Consider the following 20,637-nt stretch of genomic DNA (forward strand, 5'->3'; position numbering starts at 1 on the left):
CAGAAGGAACAAAAATGAAAAAAATCACAGTGTTGGTATTATTTTTCTGGTCGCAACTGGGATTTTGTGAAGATGCAGCCGCTATTTTACAAACCAAATTAAATGCCATTCGTACAATGAGTGCTTCCTTCAAGCAAGTCATTAAAGCAAAAAAAAGACAGCTTTCCCATTCTTCAGGTACCATGGCTTTGGCCCGCCCAGGCCGTTTTCGCTGGCAAACCAAAGATCCCATGCCGCAATTGGTGGTTGCAGATGGTAAGCGTTTATGGATATATGATGAAGATTTGGAACAAGTCACGGTGAAAAAGCAGGACAAGGGGTTAGGTGGTACAGCCGCTTTATTCTTAAGCGGCTATGATGACACCGTGAGCCGTGATTTTACCGTCACGCAAAGCACAAAAGGGAAAAAAGAATATTTTGATTTGCAGGCTAAATCCGGTAAAGCAAATTTCCAAAGAGTAAAATTAGTTTTTGAAGGCGCTACGTTAAGTGCCATGGAATTATTTGATCAATTGGGACAACATACCCATGTGCAGTTAAGTAATATTAAAATTAACCCTTCACTTGGAAGCACCGTGTTTAAATTTAAAATACCCAAAGGTGTGGATGTGGTAGAACAATGACCCACTCCAAAACTTCACCGCTTGCCGAAACGCTGCGTCCTGCAGCCATTGATGAGGTTGTAGGGCAAACTCATTTGTTAGGGGCAGGGAAGCCTTTGCGCCTGGCTTTTGAGTCAGGAAAACTTCACTCAATGATATTGTGGGGGCCGCCCGGGGTTGGAAAAACCACTTTGGCGCGTTTAATGGCTACGCATTTTGACTGCGAATGGATTGCTTTATCGGCTGTGTTTTCGGGAGTGAAGGACATTCGTGCTGCAGTCGAGGCTGCCAAGAATTATCAGGCAAAAAACCGTCACACCATTTTGTTTATTGATGAAATTCATCGGTTCAATAAAGCCCAACAAGATGCGTTGCTACCCTATACGGAAGCAGGTTTATTTACTTTTATTGGGGCGACAACGGAAAATCCATCGTTTGAAGTAAATTCTGCTTTGTTATCACGTGCCCAAGTCTACGTGCTGAAATCATTGACGGATGAAGAATTGGGCGAGTTATTTGTACGAGCGCATCAAAAGGCGCTTTCTCACCTGAATTTTGACCAACAAGCGCAAGAAACTTTAATTGCCTATGCAGATGGTGATGCACGCCGCTTATTAAATTTGTTGGAACAAATCAACACGGCAGCAGTTACATTGGCTGTCACAGACATTGATAAAGAATTTATACAAAATTCTTTAATGCTAAGTGGGCGGCGCTTCGATAAAGGCGGAGATAATTTTTACGATCAAATCTCAGCGTTGCACAAATCCGTGCGCGGCTCAGATCCGGATGCAGCCTTATACTGGCTATGCAGGATGTTGGATGGGGGTGTGGATGCCAGATATTTAGCGCGCCGGATCATTCGCATGGCTTGGGAAGATATTGGGCTTGCTGACCCAAGGGCAATGCAATTGGCTAATGATGCAGCGGCTACTTATGAGCGTCTGGGCTCCCCGGAAGGGGAGCTTGCCCTGGCGCAAGCTGTCATTTATCTAGCAGTTGCAGCTAAAAGCAACGCTGGCTACAAGGCGTTTCAGGAAGCTTCTGCTTTTGTAAAAACTGATAAATCAAGAGAAGTTCCTGCTCATTTACGTAATGCTCCCACTTATTTAATGAAAAAATTAGGGCACGGTAAAACTTATCGTTATGCTCATGATGAGCCGCATGGTTATGCGGCCGGCGTTAATTATTTCCCTGAGGGCATGGATAAACCGGATTGGTACCAGCCGGTGGATAGGGGGCTTGAGAGCAAGATTGCTGAAAAACTGGATTTTTTACGGAAACTTGATGAGCAGGCTCAATAAGAAATTAACCCATTTTTTAAAAAAAGGCTGGATAGTACTGGCTATCCTAGTAATTGCCTTGGCTATTTTATTCAGTGTATTTCGTGCGCTTACCCCTTGGGCGACTCAATATAAAAGTGAAATTGAAACCCATCTTTCCACCCTGGTTGGCCAACCGGTTAAAATACAGAGCGTGGAAACCAGTTGGTACTGGTTTAAGCCTGTACTTAAACTCAATGAAGTCAGCGTTTCAGACGCACAAGATCACGTGCTTAAATTAAACAAGCTATTGGTGGGGATTAATCTTTTTGGTTCCTTGTGGCATCGGCAAATTCAGCCCGGCATACTTTATATTGACGATGTGCATTTATCCTTGCGCCAAGTGGATACGCGCTGGCAGATAGATGGATTAAGTAATGATCAAGAATTGACGTTTGATCTCGCAACCTACAGGCCAATCCTGAATTGGCTATTGGCACAGCAAAAAATTATTTTAAGAAATATTTCCGCTACCTTGCATTTGGCTAATGGCACGACCATTCCTCTTGATTCTCTAAACTTAACGGTTGCAAATCATTCAGGGCGTTATCGTTTTAAAGGCGCGCTTAAGTTGGCGCAAGCCATACCAACCCGTCTTGCTCTTTTAGCCGATCTTTACATTGATCCATTTAATTTGGAGAAAACACGAGGTGAAGCCTACGTTGCTTTAATGGATATTCTGCCTGCGCAGTGGCAAGAGTTTTTACCAGCATCGAGTTATGTCTTGCAAAGCGGGCAGGGTAACATAGAATTGTGGCTGGATATTGCGCAGAGTCGCATCAGTAACTTACAAGCCCTCACCCAGCTCGATCATATCGCCTGGAGCCAATATGGCCGGGCAAAAAGCTATTTTATTCCTTACCTTAAGGCAAATTTGGCTTGGAATCCTACCAAAGCAGGGTGGCAGCTAAGCGGCGATCAAATCAGACTGAAAATGGCAGGAATCAGGTGGCCGGAAAACAAAATCTTAGTAGAATACGATGCAACGCAGAATGCTCATTTGCTGTATGTAAAGAATTTATTGCTGGCACCTCTTTTGGCTGCAGACTTCGATTGGCCAGAAGTTTTATCACCTGTCATAGCCCTGCATCCCTATGGTGAATTGTATAACACGCAGTTGCTTTTGAAAGATGGGCAACCCAATTACCTTATTACCCGATTTTTTAATTTAGGTTGGCATGGTAATGAAGACATCCCAGCCGTCAACCGCTTATCTGGCGTCATGCAATGGCAGCCTGAAGAAGGACACTTGGAGTTGGATGCTGAAGACACCATCGTTAAGCCCTACAATCTCCCGCCTGTTTCCTTCAAAGAAATAAATGGCGCCATCGATTGGAAAGAATTGAGCCATGGCTTACGCCTTAGTGTGGACCGCCTGGTGATCACACGCCCTGATTTGATTTTAAGCGCCCGCGGCATTTGGGATAATCCCTTATCTCCAGATGGATATTTGGCCTTATCTGCAGAGTATTCTGCTGAGCAGGCACAAAAATGGCTGCTCTATCTCCCCCGACGCGGTTTAAAGCCGAAATTGCATGCCTGGCTTAAGGAAAATATAAAATACATTGATAAAGCCAGCGGTCGATTGAGGCTGGATGGGCGGGTTAAGGATTTTCCTTACGATAAACAGCCCGGGGAGTTTTTTATCAATAATCATTTGACGGGAATGCAGCTATTATTTACCGACAAATGGCCATTAACTACCGAAGTCGATGCTTATTTACGTTTCGAGAAAAGAACGTTGGCAGCCGATGTATTGCAGGCGAACTTGCATGGTGTAGCAGTTGATAATGTTAATCTGCGCATCGATGAATTAGGTTCTGATCACGAAACGTTGCTCATCCATGGCAATACTAAGGCTGAAGGCGAGCAAGTGATGTCTTACGTATTGATTTCGCCGCTGCGGGAGCGATTGGCTAAGTTAAAAATGCTCAGCATCACCGGGATATTAGGGGTGGATTTACGCCTGGAGATACCTCTTTACCCGGAAAATGATGAAGTATTGGCGAAAGGAATGCTTACGTTTGCGGATAATGCTGCCATCCTCCATCATGCTTTGCGCGACATAGAATTTAACAACATCACTGGCAATTTAATGTTTGACGAGCATGGGGTCAGCAACAGTGCGTTGCAGGCAGTTTTGCTAGGCGACCCCATCACCATGCACATTCAATCCGTGCGCGGCCTTAAGCCATATACGGAAGTACGGATGGCGGGAAAAACCACCATTGATTTGCTGAAAAATAAATTAAATCTACCGATATTTTCCTTACTGCACGGTAATCTTGAAATTGAAAGTGCTTTGACCATAACGGATGATCCCAATGATTTGGATCATGTTCAAATTAAAACGCCTTTGCAGGGCGTCGCGATTGACTTGCCGGAACCTCTCGGAAAAACTTCAGCGGATGTTGCTCCGCTGCTTATTGATGTGGATTTTAATCCAGCCAAAGCGTTGAGGGTGTGCGTTAATTACGATAATCGTCTAAGCGCTGACTTATGGTTTTCCAAAGCTAAGAATAGTTTTGTTCTGGATAAAGGCGCTATCCACCTCGGTCGTGGGAAAGCAGCCGAGGCTAAAGAAAAAGGGGTTGCTGTAACCGGGGCCTTGCCATCATTTAAATTAGCGCCTTGGCAAGACGTATTAAGAAAATTGCCCGCAGAAGATGGTTCTTTGTCCATGCGCGGCAAGATACGGCTCGTGCAATTAAATATAGGCTCATTAAAATTGCTGGATCATGAATATCGCAATCTGGCCATTAATGCTCGAAAGACTGCTCCGCAAGAATGGGCAATTCATCTTAATCAGCAAGATCTTATCGCCACACTGGACTACAAACCGCAAGAAAATCTGCTAACCGGCCATTTTCAGCATCTATATTTGGATAAATCTTTATTCGCTGGTAAAAAAAGCAGTTCATGGGGCAAAGCCATTAACCCTAAAGATATTCCCAATTTAAATGTATTAATTGATGACTTGAGAGTCGGTGGCAGGAATTTAGGGCAGGTTATGTTCAAAAGTACAACAAAGAATAATGTTTGGCAGCTTGAGGACTGCAAAATCAATTCCCCTGCATACAAATTAATCCTTAAAGGAAACTGGAAAAAAGACAAGTCACAAAATGTCACGTCCATGCAGGCTAACTTGCAGATTAGCAATTTAGCAAAAAGCTTGCGTCAATGGAATATTCCTCCGGTCGTTGAAGCCCACTCGGGCAATGTACAATTTACCGGGGGATGGCAAGGCTCATTGTTTGATTTTTCCCTGGCAAAGTTAACGGGTGATCTCTACATTATTTTAAAAAATGGCCGCATTACCAATTTAGGACCGGAAACGGAGGAAAAGCTCGGCTTAGGTAAATTATTGAGTATATTAAGCTTGCAAACCATTCCACGCCGGCTAAAACTTGATTTTAGTGATTTGACCCATGAGGGGTATAGTTTTGACGTATTCAAGGGCAGCTTTGTCTTAAAGCATGGAGTCATGCGTACGGCAGACAGCTACATTGATGGTCCGGTTGCGTATGCTGCTATGAAAGGAGATTTGGATCTTGATAGGCAATTGTATGATTTGGATTTACAAGTTTCCCCCCACATCACTGCCAGTTTGCCGGTGGTAGCAACCATTGCAGGTGGCCCGCTTGCTGGTATTGCGACGTGGGTGGCTAGCAAGATAATCAACCAGGGGATGCAGAAAATTAACAGTTATACTTATAAAGTAACCGGAGCATGGTTAGACCCTGTCGTACAGCAAGTAAGTATTGAATAACAAATAATTCTTTGATGACGTTGAGGATAAAAGCATGTGGGCTGCACTGATTCAGGAATACTGGCAGGTGAGTACGTTTAAAAGAAGTCCCGCTGATACTCCCTATTCACCTTTGTTGCTCGGCATCATGATGATATTTTTTCTTCTTATTTTAATCGTGCAATGGCGGCTTATCATTGTTGAAAAAAAACTTACCTTATCCATGGCTTTCCTGGCAGGAACATCGCTCATATTCTCCTATATCTTTTTTACTTCTATTTTATTAGCCTTGTTCCGCCTTGGCAGCCGCACTGTGCAGACGTTAACAAGTTTGTTCGCTGGCCACACCATCGTACACTTGTTTGCTTTTCCGCTTTTGCTATTAGGTCCCATACTCGTGAACCAGGCACTGCCGCAGCCTCTGATTTTGCTTATGGGAATTGTTTATTTATTATCTACGTTGTTATTAACTTTTTGGCAATTTAGCATTTCAGCCTATGTTTACAAACACGCGTTAATGGTGGATTATTTTCCGGCTGTATTAGCCAGCATTGGTTTACTTGCTGTGAATATTTTAGTGATGTCATTTTGGCGCTGATCCGGTTAAATTTTTAGATTTGGACTAACACAACAGGGCATCCCGTGATTCTATATCCTGTAAGGATGATTAATTAAAGGTTTTGCATATGCACATACACATTTTGGGGATAAGCGGCACTTTCATGAGCGCGTTGGCATTATTAGCACGCGCTGCCGGGTATACGGTAACCGGCAGCGATGCTAACTGTTATCCCCCCATCAGTGATTTGCTGGAGGCTCAGGGGATTCGCTGGACGGAAGGATATGATGATAGCACACAAGCTTTAAAAGCCGATTGCGTAATCGTTGGCAATGCTATCAAGCGTGGCATGCCGGTGATGGAAGAAGTGTTAAATGCCAGAAAACCTTATATTTCAGGGCCGCAGTGGTTGGCTGAAAACATTCTGCCTCGTTATCAAGTGATGGCCATTGCAGGCACACACGGCAAGACGACTACGACTTCCATGCTGGCGCATATTTTACACCATGCAGGCCTACAACCCGGATTTCTAATTGGCGGCGTGGCACAAAATTTTAATACCAGCGCCTGCTTAGGCAAAGGTAACTATTTCGTCATTGAAGCAGACGAATACGACAGTGCTTTTTTCGATAAACGACCTAAGTTTATGCATTACCGTCCCAAGCTGGCTATCCTTAACAATTTGGAATTTGATCACGCGGATATTTATGAAAACCTTGCCGCTATTCAACAACAATTCCATTATTTCTTAAAGACCATACCACGCAATGGAGTCATATTAACACCACGCGATGATGCAGCTCTTAAGGAAGTACTGGCGCATGGTTATTATAGTCACATGGAAACACTCGCTTTGTCGGGCCAAGCCAATTGGCGCGCAGAGTTATTGGAAGAAAGCGGACAAGCTTTTTGCATTATCCATGAAGGGAAACGGCTTGCAGAAATACAATGGCCTTTAATTGGCCGCTTTAATGTGGAAAATGGTTTGGCCGCTTTTGCTGCCAGTATGCATGCAGGCGTAGATCCTCTTGCCGCGGCCGAAGCATTAGCTTTGTTTTCTCCCGTAAAAAGGCGCCTGGAAGTAAAATCCAGCCGCCATGGTATTACCGTTTATGATGACTTCGCACATCACCCGACGGCCATTGAAAAAACGGTACAAGCTTTAAAGCAGAGCGGGCGCCACCAGCGAATTTTAGCAGTAATGGAATTCGCATCCTACACCATGCGAACCGGCGTGCATGCGCAGGCAATGGGGAATGCTTTGCATGCAGTAGACGAAGCTTTCATTTTAAATCCACAGGAATTTTCTCTGGCAGACACGACTAAAAATTGGAACTGTGCATATCAAATATTACCCACCACAGATGCTATCATTGATACGGTGGCCCGAGCTGTACGCACTGGCGATGCCGTGCTTATCATGAGTAATCGTGGGTTTGATAATATTCACCAGCAATTAGTCAGCCGCATCGATGCACGTTTCGCAGCCGCTTAATTAATTAAACGAGTGCCGCCCGTTTAAGCAGGCAAATGGGCGGCTAAATTCTCCCCTGGGCAAGCTGCTTCTATGTCCGCGGCATTCTCTTCTGCAGCAGGGGGGAAAAATCCAAAATTTTTATTTATCCGGATTGCTGTAGTGAGATTTTCTTGCACACAATTTAATTGACTTAGCTGGTCTTTAAAAGCATGAACTTCAGGGCTTAAATTTTTACCAGGAATTAAGTCTTTTAAGAAAAGAACAAAAGCAGCTGCAGCCAAAGCAAGCATCGTCATCGTCCCGATGACGCCTAGGCCTACTAAAACATAGCCGGTGATCACCGCTAAAATAAAAGTAAAGCAAGTAATAAGGGCAATTCCCGCCCCCATTATTCCCATAAAAGTACCCCCTATAATTCCCAAAACCGCAAATATGGCAAGCGTTTCCTGGATATTTATAGCATGGTAACGTTCTAAAATTTCAACTTCCTCGATCCGTCGTTTAAGATGAGTTAGTAAAAGCTCCTGTTCTGCTGGCATGAGTTTACATAAAAAATGGCTAACTTCCTCAGGCTGGGAGAATGAATTATTCGTAAGGTACAAGAGAATTTGTTGCAAGTTATGGTTGTAAAAAATCATTCTTTTTTCTGCATCCATTTCCTCAAAATAATTTTTTAAAAAAATGGCAAGAGCATGTGGTTTATTTTTAAATTCAGTAGGGAATTGGTTGTTATTGATGAGTGTTTTGACTGTATCGGGATGATGGGTAAGGATTTGCGATAAGGCATTATCGCCTAAGGAGAATTGAATGATTAGGCGTGCCACAAAATCATCAATGAGTTTATTATCTTCCTCAGAATTTTCCGATGCGCATTGAAAGGCCTTGGCATGAATAGTTTCTCCATTATTTTTAGCATTTTCCCGTAAAGAATTTACAAGTGCTGTTCCGGCATCCTTTAAACCTGTTTTATAACTTTGATACCAATATTGACAGGCTTTATCAAAATCACATTGCTCCAGTTTCTCATGGCTTATATTTAAGTCGATATCGCTAAGTTGCAAATTACCCAACTCGAATAGTTCAGCTGGGGTTATTTCCTTAAACTGTCTGGTTTCATAAAGCTCAGTAGCTTTGGTTTTGTCATTTAAGAGCAAATATAACTGGAAGCGCTTGTATTGGAAATCCAGCTTAAATTCTTTTTCCATAAACTCAAGAAAGGATAAAAATTCACGCTGAGATTCCTCGTCTGTTTCCTGCAAGTCCTGATAATATTGCTCAGTATATTGAAAAATCTCGGATTCCGAATAACTGAGGTTAAATGCAGGCGGTGAAAATAAACTTTCATTAAAAAAATATTGTTCATGGCGGTGCGCTCTGGAGCGGGTGAGGTAAATGGAGAAAGCAGTCATGTCTTGCTGGCTTAGCAAAAATAAACTATCCAATTTGGATATATCGCGCACGGAGCTTATGTCTTGCAGATATTTCTCTTTATATTCAGTAAACTGAGCGCCGCTTAGATATCCGATAGCTTGTTTCCGCAAAGCATGTTTTTTTACCAGGTTATTTTCCTTGTTTGCTTCACAAAAAAGTACATGAACCAGGCGTGATCTGGATTTATCCAAGCCCAATTCCAGGCTTTTTTGCAAATGGGAAATAGCCAGCATATTATTTTGTTGTTTTAAGTAAAATTCTCCAAGTTGATGGTGTGCATAGCGGGAATTTAATGAAGCTGCTTGTTGGTATTGTTCTATGGCTGCATTTTTTTGTCCATTCACTTCAAGGATGCGGGCCTGCAAAGCAAGTGCTGCTGCATGGGCAGGTTTATGTTTAAGAATTTGTTCAATAAAAGGGGTGAGTTCTTGCCAATCTGCAGCTTGCAAAGTATTTAAAAAATCCAGAGTTTCCTCACACTCATTTTCAAGAAATTTGTAAAAATTTTCGTGCTTCATAGGAAAGCTCAATTGAAAAGATTGATTGTATAAATAATGTCGTACATTTTCAATATAAAATCTATTTGGTTTGTATTTGCTCTTGATGGTTTGCGAAAGATACTGGATCTGGTAAGAAAGAAAATATAAAATCCGCCTTGATTCAATGCATTTTTCTTATATGGATATCCTGCATAAAAAAGCGGCTGCTCTTAGTCAAAGCGAATGGGAACACATTCGGTTGTTAAACCAAAAAATCACCCCGCGATCTTTGTTTGATCAAGATTTATTTAATGGCGGTTGCCTTAAATCTACTTGCGATAATGCCATAAATAAAGCCATTGAAACCGGTACAACTGAGGTATTACTAGGTTGGCAACATGGGATGCTCATCAGTTATATGATTTTTTACTGTAAGGATAATCCCTTGTCCTTACAATCTCGGTTAGCCGCTTACGAGCATTTAGGGCAAGTAGGATATTCCGATATGTTGGTGGTTGAGCCGCATTTCCAACGGCTCGGGTTTGCCGCATCCATGCGCCGCCGGATGAAACACATTGCAAGAGAAGCGAAAGTCGACGTGTTTATGACATTTGTGCGCAGTCTCCCTATCCCCAATATTCCTTCTTTATTATCATTGCGAAAGGCAGGAGCTGTGTGCGGGAAGAATTTGTTAGCACTCGAACGTTGCCTTAAAGGAATGCAAGAGCCTGGCAGCGATGTTTTTCTTGAAATGGTTTACCCAACGGATGAACGAAAATTAACCGTTGACCAGACCGGCAAGATCATGTGGCAAGCTTAATCCTTCAATATAACCGCCGTGGTTTTATCGTATAGGAAAGAAGGCTTAAGATGCTGACGATTGGCAGCAGGATTACATACAACATTTTTTCCAATATTTTATAAAACACCCTTGTTTTCCCGGCTGCATGGGCGTATTTTTGCGTAAATTTTTTAAATGGATGCCACTCGCAAAGACGAAAACCTGTTTCGCCTTCATAGCCCCAAAAAAAATGTCCGGTAAAAAAGCCATAATATTGGAAGAATTTTTTCGGATAAAAAACATAACTGGCTGCTGCCGATGCATCCAAATAACGTGTAAAATGCCAGCAATTTCTGGGCATAAATAGCATGTCCCCTTTTTCCAGAGTCACTTCATAGCCTGTTGCTTGGCGCAATTTTGGAAATTGCTCATACAATACAGGCAAGGGTTGGCTAAAATCGAGCAACGAATCGCCAATAAACGGGGTTTTATAAATATAATCATTTTGGTCTTGCGTAAATAGTAAAAATTGTTTTTTACCGCTTAGGCACAAATGTAAGATGCAGCAGTGTTCCCGATCAAAATGAATTCCGGTGTGCGAACCCTTTCCGCCGAAAAAATAAGCTACTTTCAGAAGGGGTTCAAAATACCTTGGTCTTAAGGGAAGGCATTGCCACAGAGGGACATATTTTTCAATCTCTGCCGATTGAGCACGACTCATTATTTTTCCAAAAATACGGTAAGGTTTATTTTGTTTGATCTCGGCGATGACGTTTTTAAAATCTCCTATTTGATGTGCTATGCAATCGTGAGCTGCAAATGTACTGTATGTGGTTCTGCCACTTATATTCTTGTAAAAATAATCCAAATTAAACGCATCAGGAAAATCTTTTATTTTGATTAAAACGGGTGCTTTGCACCGATATAAAAACTTTTTTATTGCTGTTTCTTCACCATAACGGTATTCGATGGTTTGTATGTCTTTAATTTTCATGATGCTGTGCTTAGACCTTGGAATTAATACCCATCCTCAAGACGAGGAATAACCGCGAACGTAGACGTTTTGCAAGCTTCTTATGGTACTCCTGGCCCTCACGGTTTGATTGGGCCAGGTATTTGCAGCATGGGCATCGCAGATAAGCTTTAGAAGCCAGCCAGTGCTATTTATTTTTTAGCAAACTGCAATTGCCCTTCTTTAAAAGCAACTAGAATCGTATCATCAGGCACAAATTGCCCAGTTAGAAGAGCTTGCGCCAAAGGATTTTCCAATTTTTGCTGGATGATGCGTTTTAAAGGCCTGGCCCCATAGACGGGGTCAAAGCCTGCTTCTGCCAGGTAGTTCAAAGCAGCCGGTTCTACAGTCAATGCAATTTCCTGTTGTTGCAAACGCTGTTTTAGCTGATTGATTTGAATGGTGGCAATATTTGCAATTTGTTCTTTGCTCAAAGAATGAAAGACGACGGTGTCATCGATGCGATTGATGAATTCGGGACGGAAATGTTGCGCCACCAGTTGCATGACGGCTTCTTTCAGCTGCTCGTAATTAAGCTTGCTACCCATATCTTGAATGAGGTGGGAACCTAAATTTGACGTCATGACAATCACTGTGTTGCGGAAATCCACCGTACGGCCTTGCCCGTCCGTTAACCGGCCATCATCCAATACCTGCAAAAGAATATTAAATACATCGCTGTGCGCTTTTTCAATTTCATCGAGCAGGATAACGGAGTAGGGGCGGCGGCGCACAGCTTCAGTCAAATAGCCACCTTCCTCGTAACCTACATAACCTGGGGGGGCGCCAATTAGCCTGGCTACCGAGTGTTTTTCCATAAATTCGGACATATCGATGCGAATCATGGCTTCTACTGTATCGAATAGAAAAGCGGCTAAAGCTTTGCAAAGCTCAGTTTTACCGACCCCGGTCGGGCCTAAAAATAAAAATGAACCGATAGGCCGGTTAGGGTCGGAAAGGCCTGCACGTGCGCGGCGGATGGCATTGGCTACCGCGTCTACCGCTTCGTTTTGACCAATGACGCGTTTGTGCAAAGCTTCTTCCATATGCAGTAATTTTTCACGTTCGCCTTCAAGCATTTTCGCTACAGGAATCCCTGTCCACTTGGAAACAACTTCTGCTATTTCTTCTTCCGTGACTTTATTGCGCACCAGTTTAGGAGTTTCTTGCGCTTCTTGTTGCGAAACATGTGTCAATTGTTTTTCAAGTTCAGGGATACGGCCATATTGCAATTCCGACATGCGGGCCAAATCGCCGGCACGTTTGGCGGTTTCAAGTTCAATTCTTGCTTGTTCTAATGCTTCTTTAATGTGAGTCGCACCTTGCAAGGTAGCTTTTTCAGCCTTCCATATTTCCGCCAGATCCGAATATTGTTTTTCCAATTCATCAATATGCTGTTCCAGATCTTCCAAACGTTTTTTCGAAGCTTCATCGTTTTCCTTCTTTAAAGCTTCCCGCTCTATTTTTAATTGGATGAGCCGGCGGTCGAGCTTATCGAGGCTTTCCGGTTTGGAATCAATTTCCATACGGATTTGGCTGCCTGCTTCATCGATCAAATCAATGGCTTTATCGGGCAATTGCCGATCGGTGATGTAGCGGTGCGACAGGGTGGCAGCGGCCACGATGGCCGGATCGGTAATATCCACGCCGTGATGAACCTCGTAACGTTCCTTAAGACCGCGCAGGATGGCAATCGTGTCTTCAACCGTAGGCTCATCCACCAGTATTTTTTGAAAGCGACGCTCTAAAGCGGCATCTTTCTCGATGTATTGCCGGTATTCATCCAGGGTGGTGGCGCCGATGCAGTGTAATTCCCCGCGAGCTAGCGCTGGTTTTAACATATTGCCAGCATCCATGGCTCCTTCAGCCTTGCCCGCACCCACCATGGTATGCAATTCATCAATAAATAAAATGATTTGTCCTTCCTGTTTGGCAAGATCGTTCAACACGCCTTTTAGTCGCTCCTCAAATTCACCGCGGAATTTGGCGCCGGCGATTAAAGCACCCATATCCAGAGACAGTAAGCGTTTATTTTTTAAGCCCTCGGGCACTTCCCCATTGACGATACGTTGTGCCAAGCCTTCAACGATGGCGGTTTTACCTACACCCGGTTCGCCAATGAGTACCGGGTTATTTTTAGTGCGGCGTTGCAATACCTGAATGGTGCGGCGAATTTCGTCGTCGCGGCCAATGACGGGATCAAGTTTTCCCTGTTCAGCACGTTCGGTTAAATCAATCGTATATTTTTCCAAAGCTTGCCGTTGTTCTTCTGCGTTCGGATCATTAACGTTTTCACCACCGCGGATTTCATCAATGGCTTTTTCAATGGCTTTCAAGTCAGCTCCAGCTTGCGAGAGCAAGCGTGCCAAGGCACCGTTTTCCTGCATGACAGCCAAGATAAACAATTCACTGGAAATATAATTGTCTTTACGTTGTTGTGATAATTTATCCGTTAGATTGAGCAGGCGCCCTAAAGCATTGGAGATATGGATTTCTCCGCCAGTGCCAGAAACTTTTGGCAAGCGATCGAGTGCTTGATCCAGTAAGGTTCGCAATTGAGGTATGTTGACGCCAGCTTTGGACAGCAGTGGTCTGCACGTCCCGCCTTGCTGGTCTAACAGGGCTTTCATTAAATGTTCCGGTTCAATAAAACCATTGTCGCGGCCTAAAGCCAGAGATTGTGCTTCAGCCAAAGCCATTTGAAATTTGGATGTCAATTTATCCATGCGCATGAGAGACCCCTAACGATTTATTTTTATACGGCGATGCAAGTCCAATTATTTAAATTTAGCTGCATCTACCGTAAAATGTGGGATTATTTTTGCAAAATCAAGTAGCTGGTATGAATAATAATCCTCTGGACAGTAATGACTCGCAACTTTTATTAAATAAAATTGTGCTTGAATACATGCGCGAACAAAAACGCAAGCGTTTCTGGCGCTGGGTAATGCGTGCTGTCGTTTTAGTACTGGTTCTTTGGCTTGCCTATCAATTCTTATTTTCCCGTAGCGAGGAAGCCGGTTCCCGCGCCAAGGAGCATGTTGGTCTTATTGATGTTAATGGAACTATTTTTGCTAGCCAGGCTGCGAATGGTGACAATTTCGTGAAGGGACTTGATAAAGCTTATGAAAATAAAAGCATGAAAGCTTTAATTATCCGCATTGACAGTCCTGGCGGCAGCCCTGTGCAAGCCGATTATATGTATAATGCCTTGCAACATTACCGTAAAAAATATCCCAAAATTAAAACTTATGCAGTCTGCGTCGACGCTTGTGCTTCTGCTGCTTATTACGTCGCTGCTGCTGCGGATGAAATTTATGCAAATCCCGCAAGCCTTGTGGGATCTATAGGTGTTTTGTATAACGGGTTTGGATTCGTTGACGCCATGCAAAAATTGGGGGTTAGCCGACGTTTGGTAACCGCTGGTCGCAATAAGGGGTTTCTTGATCAATTTTCTCCCATGGATTCTTCCCAGGAAAAAATGTTGCAAACCATGCTGGATCTGATTCACCAGGAATTTATTAACAAAGTAAAACAGGGACGCGGTACGCGTTTGAAAATTGATGAGGATACTTTCTCAGGATTATATTGGACGGGAATGCAGGCGAAAGAGCGTGGCTTAATTGACGGGTTTGCCAGCAGTGGCCAGTTGGCGCGCGAAATCATTAAAATCGATAACATCGTCGATTACACATACAAAGAATCAGTGCTTGAGCGGGTGGCCAAAAACATTGGTACAGCCATGGCTGAGCAATTACCTTCGGCACTGGGTATACGGCCAGGTTTACAATAACCCGGCATTTATTTTTTCATGGAAGGGGGGCTATGCTCCTCTTGCTCTTCTTTTTTTGCCTGTACTTTTGCAGTAGTAAATAAGTTCTTAAATTCAATCATTTTTTCCTTGAGAAAAGAAGTAAGATTCGTTTTGTTTGGTTTAAGGTTCACGGGTTGAACGTGAACTGCATTTGTTTCTTTTTGTTCGGTTTTATTTGTTTCTTGCTTAAAATGTTCGGGTTGGATTTTTCTTTCTAGTTTTTCTTCCCTAACCATAAGTTTCATTTGCTCCAATTTGGGAGTAAATGCTTCCGGGGTAATCTTGACGGCATACAGGGAATTCCCAGCCAGCATGGGTTTAGGTTGGCGCGTATGGTTTACATCTTGTTGCTTTATTTGTTCGGATCGTTTGTCATACTCAAACAATACTTCATCCCTATCCCATTTCGAAACGATATCACCGGCATAAATAAATTGTTCCTTCAAGTCGAACCCTTCCTGATTGGTTACGATGTGGGTGCTGCGGCTCATCTGCGGAACTTTTGCTGATTTGTCAATGTTAAGGGCCAGATCCTCGGAAGCCAGGGTGTTTACCATTTTTGTTTCCAAAGCATAGGGTAAGCCTCCCTGGTGTAAATGTTTCGGGAGTTCTGCGAGTATGGCTTTTTGCTGAGTTACTTTATCCAAGAGTTGTTTTTGTTCTTCTTGCAAATGTTCCTGGCCACTGATAGGTGTTGATGAACCCAGTTCATTGTTTAACGATTGCAGTCTTTGCAAATCTTCCTCCGTAACACGGTATTTTTCAGGAACCAGTTTCGATAAGATGCGCTCTGCGAATTCTTGCTGGGTTTTCTCGTCCGCATTCATCGCCGTTTCAGCATCAAGCTGGAAGTCGTTATCTGCAAATATTTTTGTTAAAGGCTCCCTGTCTATATAAATGGTATTTTGATTTCTATACCAATCCCTGATTAATTGCGACATGTCAGCGTTCTTGGAATAATCGAATGTTTGCAATTGTTCTTGAATGCTAGGCATAATAAATTACCTTTTTGCTCACTTAGATCAAGTATAGAACAAAAAGGTAATTTAATGTCGGTATGATTAAAGCATGTACTTATTGTAATTGCCGCCAGGATTGCCTGCCTGCGCGGTTTAGGCCGGGGTTTTCAGTCACTTTTTGAATGTCGCCGCTGGTTCCGGGCAAATATTTATATTCGATGCTGCCGGCATTAAGCACAGCTGGAGTGGCTACCAAACCTACGTCAGGCTTAAGTCCACTCACAGGGACTTCAATAGTTTGCCCTCCTTCACTGCGGGTGACTCCATCATTACTGTCAAATAAGCCATCGCCATTGATATCGAACACATGGTAATCAAGGCGGGTCCCCGTAAACGCATTAAGTTCCATTAACCAACTTTCACCACCAAAATCACAAGGATCGGAAGTAGGGATAGTGGTTGAGAAAATAATTTTTCTATTTAAAAAAATCATATCGGCAATGACGCGTTCACCACGCTCAGTATTCACCAGCAAATCAAGATACCAACCCCTATCGTTATTGGCTAATTGGTTGTTGCTGGTAATGCGGACATTGCCCTGCTCGGATAAAATGGTTTGCTCGCGCAATTGGCTGCGCCCTGTGATGGCGCCGGTGCCATCATCGCGTAAACCGTACACCGTTTGCACACGTGTGTCAGTTTTATCGCTGGTTTCCAGATATTTACCGGTGCCAATATAGATTTGAAACCCTGATGCATTCGCATCGAGGCGGGAAATGGTAGGGCGGTTGGTAATCGGTTGGCGGTTTCCATTGCTGTCTTGTGCCACGAAAAAGGGCAGCGGCGTTGCACCTGATTTAAAGCTAAAATCCCATTGGCTGACATTGCTGGAAGAAATATCGATTTTCCAAACATTGCCAAACAAATCACCCACATATATAAGATCGGCTATGCTATTGCCATCCGCGTCCACGACGGTGGGCGTTGATAAGCCGTTAGGACGTGCCAAACCCAATGGATCGGCGCTCATTCCCACCCTGGTGTCCAGTTTTTTAATGAGTGCCCCGGTGTTGATGTCCACAATGTAAAGGACGGCATTGCCGGTGGTACTGGCGCGCCCGTCCGCGGCAGTATTGTTATAGCCGTTGCCGAAAATAGCAGCCCATTGGCCATTGGCAAGCCGGACGATGGAGGGTTGGCTATAGCTAAAGCCTAGGTCTGCATCATTGAGGTCGGTGAATTCCCATTTCACCATATTGGCTGCATTTCCTTCATTGAATTGCGCCGGGTTAGTGATATCCAGTGCATACACGCCTTGGCCGCCACCATTCAAACCAGCAGCCAGTATTGTTCGCCACTGGTTGTTTATAAATACATCAATAACCGTGGGCGAGCCATCTACAAAATATTGGTGGGTATAATCGGGAGAAGTTAAAGAAGATAGTTTACTAAACACTTTTGAAGGCACATAGGCAAATACTTCACTGCCTGTAGTCGCATCGAAGGCATGCAGCGTCCCATCGTTGGCGCCCACATAAAGAATGGCTTGCCGATTTAAGTTATTCTGCCGGAACGTATTATATGAGGAATTATTCTCAGCTGCATTGCCAGACCATACTACCGGGTATTGTTGCTCAGGAATGCCTACGGCAATGGGATTTGAATTGATGATGTCACCAAGCAAGCTTGTGCGTTCACGGAAAATCCCTCCTCTTTGTGTTTCCTGGGCGCGATTGCCGCGGATGTAATTTAAACGGTTGCTGCCTTGTGAGTCATTCAATCCAGTAGAAGGATTGGCATTCAAGGCAGTTGTTTGTGACGTATCCAGTTCATTACTGGTAGGTGAGGCTGGATTATTTGGCCACCGAAAGGGTATGCCGCGATTTGCTGAAGGTTTATAGGTAATGATTCGTCTGCCGGTATTGTAATTTTGCGTATCCAATTTTTCCGCAGCATCCCAAATCGAGCCATTTGGACCGCTGCCAGTGAATAAAATATCGCCTGTATTTTCGTCAATCGCAAAAGCTAACAATTGACCGCTCCAATCCAGGGTGCGGAAAATGGCTTGATAGACTCTGGTTTCCGCCGCCAGAAATCCACTGCTTAATGCTGCAGATGAGAAAGAGCCGGTACGGTCAATAATTAACTCCAAAGCCTTGGCTAACTGTGTTTGTAAATTACCGGCACTGGTTACCAGGAAATAATTATCCGGATCGCCGCTGCCACTGGTTGAAAATTCTTTGCTTTGATCCGGTGTTTTACTATTGTTCAAATCATTAAACCCACCCCATTTTGCCCCATACCAAAGGGGTGAATTTAAAAAGCTGGCATCCGGTTTACTGCTGGGAGTAAAGGTGCGGCTGGTAACAGTGGGTAGAGGCTTGTTATCTTGCCACCCCTTGCCGGGCAATTGCCCCGGAGGTGTATCCAGAAAATAATCAATATCTGCCGATGTTGCCGTATCACTGTCGCGAACTTCCAGATAAACGCCATCCGCTGTTGTGCCGGAAATGACAAACCCCATGTGTTGAGTGATTGAACCTGCGCTGTATATGGTTTCCGAATGAATGGTGAGCGTATTGTTAGGATTAACTGTAATGGTGTATTTGACGATGGCATCCATGTCAAAATCTGCCCCTTGTTGTACGTCTTCAAAATTAACACGAAGCACGGCACCGGTTTCCGTCAGGGATTCAATGTAATAGTCGACGATATTATTGGTGGGCTGATATCGCCCCTGGGTGGCGTTAATATCCGAACCTTTCACCGATTTACCGAAAGGAATAATGGTAATGGGATTGCCGCCTACATTAAAGGTAATTTCAGGCGATGGCGAGGATAAGCCCACCATGAATGATTTAACGTTTTGTTTACCGGATGCGCTATTCACATCATTCAACCAGCCATAGTAGGCAACACTGCCCACGTAATAACTGCCTTCCGAATTTGCTTCATGTGGTGCCAAGCCACGTATATTGCCGAAACTGGTTACCGTCTTAGGAGTAGGTGCACCATCGCTAACGCCTGCGGATTGGCCTATGAAAGCGAGCAAGCTTGATAACCCCTCACCTGTAAAGATGGTTTGCCCCAAGCTTGCTCCACTTAAGGAAGGCGATAAGTCGCCGCTCGTGCTATTAAAATAACTGCCTGGTACTTGGTCGCTATCGTAGGAAGGATACACATCACTGATGATGAGCATGTTGGCTTTGGAGCAGCGGGGATACTCGCTGTAAGGATTTTTCCAGGAAGGTTTCGCTAAATTTAAGGTATCATCCGTGCCGCCTGAGTAATTGAATGCACTCGTGGGGGTGGATTTACCTGCAAAATAACGTATGGCTTCATACATCATTTCAGCGAGTGGATTGCCCCACATTTGACATTCACCGTTGACCAGATTTCGCGTGGTGATCCAGCCGCAACTATAAGTATAATCGGTTTGAAATCCAGTAACTGTCAGGCGGTTTAATGTGGAAATGATACCGTTTACACTGGTGAACTGCCCAGTCCGCATGTTAATTTCATCGGTGATGGAAGAAATATTTTTGCGCAGCACACCTCCTGCCAAATTATTATTGTACGAGCCGGTAATTAAGCCAAACAGCATGGAATTATTTTCCCCAAATTCCTGCAGCAATCCCGCAGGTTTCGCACTACCCGTAGCATAAGAACGGCAATTACTCTCCAAGCCAATGGCAGAATCACATACTTTCACGCGTACTGCATAATCAATAATTCCTGAAATGAAAGGACCAGAGCCTCCATTTATGGCACGGCTTCCTGCCACGGGACGCTCAATACTTACCCATTCCCAGATGCGGTAGGGTTGATTGAGCGCCACGCGAAGTAAGGGTTGGCCTGTGCTGCTATTGCGCAAGGTGGTGTTTGCGAATAAATGATATGTACCAAATAAAGGTTGGGAAAATGGGGTGTAATCGCTAATGCTGTAACCGTCTACCCCAAGGCTACGGTATTCTTTACCCCAGCTGTGGCCGTCTTGCGGGATATAAGTGCGCTGTAACACCGTTAAATTGGCGTTATCAATCGAACGCAACCCCCCATAAAGAACTTTACGCAATGCATCCAGGCGTGCGGTAGTAAGGTAATTCAAGAAATTACCGCTCCAACTGCCAGAGCACTTTTTCGTGGTGGTTTTGGAAATTGGATAGAAATATTGTTCAGCACTGCTGTAGTTGTAACATTTATAGCTATCAAAATAACCGTAGTAATCGACGCTTGGTTTGAATTTAAGATCAATAGCACCGTCGCCATCTACATCGGTTGCATCGTTATAAGCTTCAAAATAAAGTTTATGATCGCGGCTAACCACCAGCATGGTTAAAGGAGCCACGCTATCGGTTAAGAACAATGGCGTTTGTGCCAGATTAAGAGAGGCACTAAATATCGGAAAGGAGGGCAATAATAGCAAGATCATAATACAGCTACATAGGGTCTT

12 protein-coding genes are annotated in these 20,637 nt (G+C 43.8%); 7 read left to right on the plus strand and 5 right to left on the minus strand.

Annotation, left to right across the window (positions count from 1 at the left end; genetic code table 11):
* Window positions 1-14 precede the first annotated feature (14 nt).
* The 5 genes from lolA to mpl all read left to right on the plus strand — a co-directional run bounded on the left by lolA (window position 15) and on the right by mpl (window position 7,726).
* Complete coding sequence (gene lolA, locus NKV53_RS08065) at window positions 15-623, plus strand: outer membrane lipoprotein chaperone LolA (RefSeq protein WP_126953034.1); 609 nt, start codon at window positions 15-17, stop codon at window positions 621-623.
* Window positions 620-1,906: a replication-associated recombination protein A gene (locus NKV53_RS08070; protein ID WP_127032452.1), complete on the plus strand. Its 1,287-nt coding sequence runs from the start codon at window positions 620-622 to the stop codon at window positions 1,904-1,906. Before lolA ends, NKV53_RS08070 begins: the two co-directional genes overlap by 4 nt.
* Entirely contained in the window at window positions 1,890-5,693 is a 3,804-nt protein-coding gene (locus NKV53_RS08075) for a YhdP family protein (protein ID WP_127032453.1), read from the plus strand. The genes NKV53_RS08070 and NKV53_RS08075 overlap by 17 nt, the downstream gene beginning before the upstream one ends.
* 34 nt (window positions 5,694-5,727) lie before the next feature.
* Window positions 5,728-6,270 (plus strand): hypothetical protein, encoded by a 543-nt coding sequence (locus NKV53_RS08080; protein WP_126953037.1) that lies wholly within the window; start codon window positions 5,728-5,730, stop codon window positions 6,268-6,270.
* Between the two features lie 82 nt (window positions 6,271-6,352).
* Window positions 6,353-7,726, plus strand: a complete 1,374-nt coding sequence (gene mpl, locus NKV53_RS08085; RefSeq protein ID WP_199737571.1) for a UDP-N-acetylmuramate:L-alanyl-gamma-D-glutamyl-meso-diaminopimelate ligase — start codon at window positions 6,353-6,355, stop codon at window positions 7,724-7,726.
* A 23-nt stretch (window positions 7,727-7,749) separates the two neighbouring features.
* Here the strand turns inward: mpl and NKV53_RS08090 are convergent, their stop codons facing one another.
* Entirely contained in the window at window positions 7,750-9,657 is a 1,908-nt protein-coding gene (locus NKV53_RS08090; protein ID WP_126953039.1) for a hypothetical protein, read from the minus strand.
* Window positions 9,658-9,802: 145 nt separating this feature from the next.
* Between NKV53_RS08090 and NKV53_RS08095 the strand changes: the two genes are divergently transcribed.
* The gene (locus tag NKV53_RS08095; protein WP_126953040.1) at window positions 9,803-10,438 is read left to right on the plus strand and encodes a hypothetical protein; all 636 of its coding nucleotides are present in this window, start codon (window positions 9,803-9,805) and stop codon (window positions 10,436-10,438) included.
* Between the two features lie 4 nt (window positions 10,439-10,442).
* Here NKV53_RS08095 and NKV53_RS08100 read toward each other — a convergent pair whose 3' ends face one another.
* Both NKV53_RS08100 and clpB read right to left on the minus strand, forming a co-directional pair.
* Window positions 10,443-11,393, minus strand: coding sequence for a cupin-like domain-containing protein (locus tag NKV53_RS08100; RefSeq protein WP_126953041.1), 951 nt, complete (start codon window positions 11,391-11,393; stop codon window positions 10,443-10,445).
* A 170-nt stretch (window positions 11,394-11,563) separates the two neighbouring features.
* Window positions 11,564-14,143, minus strand: coding sequence for an ATP-dependent chaperone ClpB (clpB, locus tag NKV53_RS08105; RefSeq protein WP_127056988.1), 2,580 nt, complete (start codon window positions 14,141-14,143; stop codon window positions 11,564-11,566).
* A 110-nt stretch (window positions 14,144-14,253) separates the two neighbouring features.
* On the opposite strand from clpB, the gene NKV53_RS08110 reads away from it, so the two are divergent.
* Window positions 14,254-15,204, plus strand: a complete 951-nt coding sequence (locus NKV53_RS08110) for a S49 family peptidase (protein ID WP_126953043.1) — start codon at window positions 14,254-14,256, stop codon at window positions 15,202-15,204.
* An 8-nt stretch (window positions 15,205-15,212) separates the two neighbouring features.
* Here NKV53_RS08110 and NKV53_RS08115 read toward each other — a convergent pair whose 3' ends face one another.
* Window positions 15,213-16,220 carry a hypothetical protein gene (locus NKV53_RS08115; protein WP_127056989.1) on the minus strand — a complete coding sequence of 336 codons (1,008 nt, stop codon included), beginning with the start codon at window positions 16,218-16,220 and terminating at the stop codon, window positions 15,213-15,215.
* Between the two features lie 79 nt (window positions 16,221-16,299).
* Window positions 16,300-20,616: a pilus assembly protein gene (locus tag NKV53_RS08120; RefSeq protein WP_158616384.1), complete on the minus strand. Its 4,317-nt coding sequence runs from the start codon at window positions 20,614-20,616 to the stop codon at window positions 16,300-16,302.
* Between the last annotated feature and the right edge of the window lie 21 nt (window positions 20,617-20,637).

This window comes from Legionella sp. 27cVA30, assembly GCF_024160945.1.
Lineage (GTDB): Bacteria > Pseudomonadota > Gammaproteobacteria > Legionellales > Legionellaceae > Legionella_A > Legionella_A septentrionalis.